6 protein-coding genes are annotated in these 6,820 nt (G+C 36.5%); 2 read left to right on the forward strand and 4 right to left on the reverse strand.

The window, feature by feature from the left end:
* Positions 1-245: 245 nt before the first annotated feature.
* A complete protein-coding gene (locus MUW74_RS04105) occupies positions 246-896 on the reverse strand; it encodes an alpha/beta hydrolase (RefSeq protein WP_243518085.1) in 651 nt (216 codons plus the stop codon).
* A gap of 163 nt (positions 897-1,059) precedes the next feature.
* On the opposite strand from MUW74_RS04105, the gene nth reads away from it, so the two are divergent.
* Positions 1,060-1,692 (forward strand): endonuclease III, encoded by a 633-nt coding sequence (gene nth / locus MUW74_RS04110; RefSeq protein WP_243518088.1) that lies wholly within the window; start codon positions 1,060-1,062, stop codon positions 1,690-1,692.
* A gap of 137 nt (positions 1,693-1,829) precedes the next feature.
* Here nth and MUW74_RS04115 read toward each other — a convergent pair whose 3' ends face one another.
* From MUW74_RS04115 to abc-f, 3 genes are all read right to left on the reverse strand, one after another.
* On the reverse strand, positions 1,830-2,492 hold the full coding sequence (locus MUW74_RS04115; protein WP_243518100.1) for a uracil-DNA glycosylase: 663 nt from the start codon (positions 2,490-2,492) through the stop codon (positions 1,830-1,832).
* A gap of 208 nt (positions 2,493-2,700) precedes the next feature.
* Positions 2,701-3,507, reverse strand: coding sequence for a PorT family protein (locus MUW74_RS04120; RefSeq protein ID WP_243518091.1), 807 nt, complete (start codon positions 3,505-3,507; stop codon positions 2,701-2,703).
* A gap of 312 nt (positions 3,508-3,819) precedes the next feature.
* The gene (gene abc-f, locus MUW74_RS04125) at positions 3,820-5,433 is read right to left on the reverse strand and encodes a ribosomal protection-like ABC-F family protein (protein WP_243518094.1); all 1,614 of its coding nucleotides are present in this window, start codon (positions 5,431-5,433) and stop codon (positions 3,820-3,822) included.
* Between the two features lie 368 nt (positions 5,434-5,801).
* Here abc-f and MUW74_RS04130 point away from each other — a divergent pair.
* Positions 5,802-6,820 (forward strand): ankyrin repeat domain-containing protein (locus MUW74_RS04130; protein WP_243553097.1); only part of this gene is annotated, 1,019 nt, incomplete at its 3' end.

Below are 6,820 nucleotides of genomic sequence, written 5' to 3' on the forward strand. Positions count from 1 at the left end.
AATATCAACTACTACATTTTATATAAGCATCTAGTTTATATTCCATATATATAGCTTTTTTAGTTAGTATATATAACACTAGCATACTTCCTAACAGTGTAGCTACATGGCCAAGATCCCGATTACTTATATGTAGACCAACTATAAGCAATTATAATTTCTTACAATTAATAGTTCCTATCACGAATGGTTGAGGCGTAGCCAACTATTAGACTGATGCAGAACATGCATACCAACACCTTACATCAGGGTATGCCTTTAATCTGACTATTTTTTATAAAATTAACGGCAATGTCTAATCCTCTATGGTCTATCGAATGTGCAAGCTGATCTAGTTTATGTGCACTGCAGGGTACATTATACTGAGATAAATAGGCTAGTGCATGATCTATAGCATCTACGGTTACTACCGTATCTAACATCCCATGTACTAAACAAATCGGCGTAGCCTTATTGATGCACTGTGAAGGAACCACTAATAATCCAGAAAATCCTACGGTAGCTAGGAAAGGCTCCTTTTGTATCAGTGTTAAATACATAGCCATCATAGCTCCTTGTGAGAAGCCCATAATAATAGTCTCTTTATTGGTAAGATTAAGCGCCAGTTGCTTTTGTTGAATAATGTCTGTAACTGATGCAACATTACTGCCCAGCAATCTCTTCATCACATAACGGGTTCGATCTTGTAAACTAAACCATTGCCTCCCATAAGGAGCCATATCATATGGTTCTACCCCATGAGGAGCCATGAAGTGACAATCTGGTAAACCATCTTTAATATGTGGAACTAATTTGATTAAATCATGCCCATTAGAACCAACACCGTGCAACAATATTACTAGTTTTTTAGCTGGTAATATTTTACTGCCTACTTCAGGATGTATTAAATTAGTCATTGTTAATCTGCTATGATGCTAAATTTGTAAGGTTAAGTTTTGTTTAATGCTATGAGCAGGGTAGCAAAAAACGCAAATTTTCACAAGAGACGTTTTTTTGTACGTAGCCTTTACCAGAGTCCTGCATGGATACAATGTATTTAAGCTTTGTTATTAACATTTTATGAAAAAACCAATAGTTAATAAAATTTTTAAGATTTTAAGCCATAAAAATGAGCACCCTAGAACAGAATTAGTCTATAAAAATGAGTTTACCTTATTAGTAGCCGTAATCTTATCTGCACAAGCTACTGACATATCTGTAAATATAGCTACAAAACCTTTATTCGAAGCATATGATACACCAGAGAAAATGCTACGCCTTGGGGAAACAGGGTTGAAAAAATATATACAATCGATTGGATTATTTAACCATAAAGCCAAACATATTATTAGTTTATGTAACCGATTGATCAATGAGTATAATAGCCGCGTCCCCAACCACTTTGACAAACTGTTACAATTGCCAGGCGTAGGCAGAAAAACAGCTAATGTTGTATTAAACTGTTTGTTTAACCAACCAACCATTGCGGTGGATACGCATGTATTTAGAGTAGCCAAAAGGCTTGGATTAGCAAAAGGGAACACACCCCAAAAAGTAGAAAATGAGCTACTAGAAGTGATAGATCAGCAGTGGCGCCAACATGCTCATCATTGGCTTATACTACATGGCAGGTATATTTGCAAAGCACGAAAACCCAATTGTATCATTTGTCCGCTTAAAAGATATTGTGCGCACTACAAGGAATTGGCATAAGACTTTTTTGTCTATCTGTGATTGTTCAGGCAATGACGTAAACTTGCATCCATCCACTGTAGCAGAAATAGACAAAAATAGAAAATAGGATATTTGGAAATCAATAAAATATAGCCTTTTAGTTGACGCCAATAGACCTACCAAGCAATAGGCTTTTGCCCTGTGGCTAGTAGATAAGCATTTGCTTTGCTAAAATGTCTATTTTGAAAAAATCCCCTATGGGCAGAGAGTGGAGAGGGATGTGCTGATTTTAGTATCAGGTGTTTTTGGGCATCGATTAACGCTTCCTTTTGCCCCGCATAGCGGCCCCATAGCATAAATACCACTTGTTGTTTGCGTTCCGAAATGGCTTTGATCACAGCATTAGTAAACAGTTCCCAACCTTGGTTTTGATGGGACCCTGCTTTATGTGCTTCTACCGTCAAAATAACATTTAATAACAATACACCTTGTTGAGCCCAACCATCCAATGTGCCAGATGTAGGTTTTTCAATACCCATATCTGTCTCTAGTTCTGCAAAAATATTTTGTAATGAAGGAGGACAAGCAACCCCTAAAGGTACAGAAAAAGCCAATCCATCTGCTTGTCCTGGACCATGATAAGGATCTTGCCCTAAAATCACCACTTTTGTATCGGTAAAAGTTGATAGTTCAAAGGCTCTAAATATATTTTTAGCTGCTGGGTAAATGGTGCTATTTTGATAGGCCGCCCTTACGTAATCTGTTAGCTTTTTGAAATAGGGTTTTTCAAACTCTGTAGTCAGTTGATTTTTCCAGGATAATTCTATGCGTATGCTCATGCTTGTAAGCGTTATCATATGGTTAGTTTTTATTTAGCCCTATGGCACAATACGCAAAAAAAGCAAGAAGTCCAACTAGTAAAAAGCTATTGAAAGCACCTCTTACAAATGACCAGCAAAACAGTTGCAATGGAGGCTAAAGCCTGGATTCTGTTTGTAGAGGTGTAAAGGATGCTTTCACCACCTTTTACGAAAGGGAAAAAACAATTTAGTATAGTTTGGCTAAATTAAAGCCTACAGAAACATGGACAGAGGTAAACAAGGGGCGTTCGTCCTTATTTTTTATGTTTAATAAATTATAAGGCAGCATGCTTTTTAATTCTAGAAGCAACCCATTTGGAAGTTCCCAAGAAGTTCCACCTACAAACCCAAATTTAAGTCTCTTTTCGTTCTTACTAGAAGGAGAGCCTGTAGAAGAGCCATCAGTGTCTGATCCTAATTCTGTCAGATTAGACGTAAATGCATCTTTTTGAGTACGCTTGATACAATAGCAAATGTGCAAGCCCGCGAAAAGACGACCCAGAAAATAATCATCTTTAAAATCTGGCCGAATAGCCCTGGTCCAGTACCATGTGAGTAACGCGTTTTTTGCAATCGTATGGACAGAACAGATCTTGTTACTCGAGGATATCCCAGCGGATTTAATAGTTTTATCAAATCTATTGTACAATAATTCTGCGCCTAATCCTATATGATCGTTAAAAGAACGTTCCATATATAGGGCAACCCCAAACCAAGGATTCCACATACTATAATTCAATCCTCCTACTGCTTCTGCTACACCTTGTCCGAATGATACTGCCTCTCCTAAGATTGGTACTTGTTTTAGTGCTGCTAATTCCGGTCCGTTAGATTGCAATAACTTACTAGCTTTCTTTTCTTGGTCAGATAATGTACCAAAAGAAGTAGTTCCTGCTATTTTTATACCATAACTCCAATTCTCTGCTGCAGCTTTGGGTGATGGCATCAAACCTAACACCATTAAGCATGCTATACTTTTTCTTAAACTATTCATGGTAAATGTTAATTAATTAGTAATGGTTAATGTATTAATATAGTATCTATTCACAGCTATGGTGAATTTAAGCAAAAAAAGAAAAAACACTCCTTGTAATAATTTCGTGAACAGGTACTTAAATACCTGAACTATTCAGCTGATATACAAGAAAATAAAATAAAAGTAAGCCAGATATATGAACTTTTATTCATAAATGGCTTTGTTCCACTTAATTTAAGTTAAGGCTGGTTTGAATATTAAACTAAATCTTTAACTAAAAGAAGACAAATTTAAGGTTTTGTATTCAACAATGCAAGATAAGCTGGCTATCTAACTCAAGTTCACCACCTCTTTAAATTCTTCATAGCTGCCTGGAAATACCTTTACTTTTTTGTTTTCGATATACCAGATTTTATTGGCTACCTGTTGGATAAAATTACGGTCATGTGATACAAATAAACAAGTACCTTCATATTGCTGTAGCGCTTGTCCAAGTGTATCAATAGAATGAATATCTAAGTGGTTGGTTGGTTCGTCCAGTAATAGAAAGTTTGCTTGAGAAAGCAGTACGGTGGCTAAGGCAACTCGTGCTTTTTCGCCACCAGAGAGCACTGCTATCTTTTTAAATACATCATCCTTAGTGAAAAGAAACATACCTGCTATGGTACGCAATTCTTGTTCCGTACGTTCTGTGCCATCACTATGGCTACTATGGGCACGTAATGCTTCTATAATGGTATGTTCTAGATTTAACGCTTCTAACTGATGCTGGGCATAAAAAGCCATCTCTACATTATTACCAAAGCTCCTTTGTTGTTGCTCAGCGGCTTCATGTTCAGCTATAATACGCAATAGAGTCGTTTTACCACGTCCATTAGCACCAATTAAAGCGATTTTATCGCCTCGATTAATTTCTACGGCCGCATTTTTTAAAATAGATACAGGACCATAAGACTTATTGATCTTATCTATTACTGCAATAATTTTGCCAGGATTTTGTTTGATGGAAAACTGAATTTTTATCGTTTTACGATGGGCAGAAGGGACTTCTATTTTATCTATTTTATCTAATGCCTTGATCCTAGATTGAACAAGTTTGGCTTTACTAGCCTTGGCCCTAAAACGATCTATAAATTCTTGTGCATGTTTGAGTTGTTTTTGTTGATTGGCATAGGCATTTTCGAGTAATTCACTTCTTTCTGATTTTTGTATTTCATACGCACTATAGTTGCCTACATAAACGGTAAACTTTTTCTCAGCAATCTCTACAATTTTACTGGTAGTACCATCTAAAAAGCTTCTGTCGTGTGAAACCACTATAAAAGCACTATCATAGTTTTTTAAATAGGCTTCCACCCACTTAATAGAGACTAAGTCGAGGTGGTTGGTTGGTTCATCCAATATCAGTAAAGAAGGTTGTTGCAAAAGCAGATTGGCAAACATAACACGCATGCGCCAGCCTCCTGAAAACTCAGCAAGTGAACGATCCAAATCTTTGGTAGTAAAACCCATACCCTCTAACATGGCCTCCGTTCTTGACTGTATATCATAGCCACCTATCCGCTCAAACGTTTCTTGCAGATGCGATAACTGAGCAAGCAAATCATCCGAATAGTTGACCTCCATCTGTTGGCATAAAGATTCAATTTTTTTTTGCGTAACCAATGCTTGACTGAAAGCTTCCATGGCTACATTGCGAATACTGTCTTGAGATTGATAAGAAAGCAGATCCTGGTTGAGAAAACCAATAGAGCACTCTTTTCTTCTGGTCACTTTGCCGCTATCGGGTGTAAGGTCACCGGTAATAATCTTTAATAAAGTAGATTTTCCAGCTCCATTTGGGCCTATTAGGCCAATTTTATCTTTGGGCTTAATATGAAGGGAAGCTGAATCATATAGGGTTCGTTTGCCCAAATGATAGGTAAGGTCATTGATTACAATCATGGAATTTTATTAGCTTTTTTTCGAGCATAGTAGGGAATATAGATCACTATTATGCTATAAGAAGCAAATATAAGCCAATTTTTATTATTATGGTACCTTATAAACATCACTCCCTAATCCTACCATCTATCCGCTTAATTACATCTGATCTTTGTATTATTTTTTCTTGTCATTATACTTATTTTTAGTTATTATAATAATACGCTTAACTTTAAAAATTTTTTATAATAAATTTTATGACATTCTATTACGCTAAGTTAAATTTTGTTGTTTTTCTTAAGATTAACCAGATAGCCTAATGACGATTAACCTAACTATTATCCCATTACGTTAGTTCAAACTATAACATACCATGAAACACTAATGCCATGAAACAGTATACGAAACATAGAGCCAATCTATTATTGGCTACTTTATTAAGCTTAAACACGTTGTTGGCTTGTGTCAACACAAGGAGGGCACTCAATATGGAGCGGCCAAGCTCAGCTACAACATCACGAACGGCAGAAGCTGGACAGAACGATGAAAATAGTACCAAACTCCATTTTTTAGCTTTAAAAAATGATATAGATGGAATGAAGCAACACGCAGCTGACCCTAAGAATAAGGCTCATGCAAATGCACAAGATAGGTATGGTGCACGCCCACACCATTTAGCAGCTGCCAACGGTTCTACAGAATTTATAATATTGCTCAAGCAACTTATACCTAGTACTGATCTAACAGCACGATGTAATCATGGCCAGAACCTATTCCATTGGGCAGCTATCAATGGTCATCACAACATCATATCTCTGGTAACATATTATCCTTTGCTTTATAAAAGCCTAGCAGTAAAAGACAAAAATGGTGATACCCCCATCCATTTGGGAGTTAAAACAAATAATGGGCCATTTATAAAAGAGCTCATAGCATGTAACCCGAACACTGATGTAAATATATTGAACAATAAAGGTTTGACACCCTTGCAGATAGCAGTAACAACTGATTACCAAAAAAGAGACAAAAAAAAAGAGGAAGATAGGCAAGTAATGCTTATACAAGCGCTCAGAAAATCTGCTAAACTGAATGGAAATATCCAAGGAGATAAAGGTAACGCACCCATACATGTGGTAGCAAAGCTTGGTTTTTACAAGGCTTTAGAAGCACTCCTGGACATTCCAGGAATTTATGTAAGCATACAAAACAATAAAGGCGATACGGCCACTCATATATTGCTACGAAAATTACTCCGACGTGACATTTATCAAAAAGATGGAGAAAAGATAGAAAATATAATTAAGCGATTAATCGACCAACCAGGTTTTGATCCAAACATCAAAAATAAGAAGGATAAAACGATTTTAGACGAGGCAGCATGTAGTGCTTCAGATGTAGTAGTTGATAT

The organism is Candidatus Cardinium sp. cBcalN2 (assembly GCF_022810445.1).
Classification (GTDB): Bacteria; Bacteroidota; Bacteroidia; order Cytophagales; family Amoebophilaceae; genus Cardinium.

What these genes read in the sequence shown, in the direction of transcription:
- MUW74_RS04105 (WP_243518085.1), bottom strand. Translation starts at nt 896, where the DNA reads ATGACTAATTTAATACATCCTGAAGTAGGCAGTAAAATATTACCAGCT.
- nth (WP_243518088.1), top strand. Translation starts at nt 1,060, where the DNA reads ATGAAAAAACCAATAGTTAATAAAATTTTTAAGATTTTAAGCCATAAA.
- MUW74_RS04115 (WP_243518100.1), bottom strand. Translation starts at nt 2,492, where the DNA reads ATGAGCATACGCATAGAATTATCCTGGAAAAATCAACTGACTACAGAG.
- MUW74_RS04120 (WP_243518091.1), bottom strand. Translation starts at nt 3,507, where the DNA reads ATGAATAGTTTAAGAAAAAGTATAGCATGCTTAATGGTGTTAGGTTTG.
- abc-f (WP_243518094.1), bottom strand. Translation starts at nt 5,433, where the DNA reads ATGATTGTAATCAATGACCTTACCTATCATTTGGGCAAACGAACCCTA.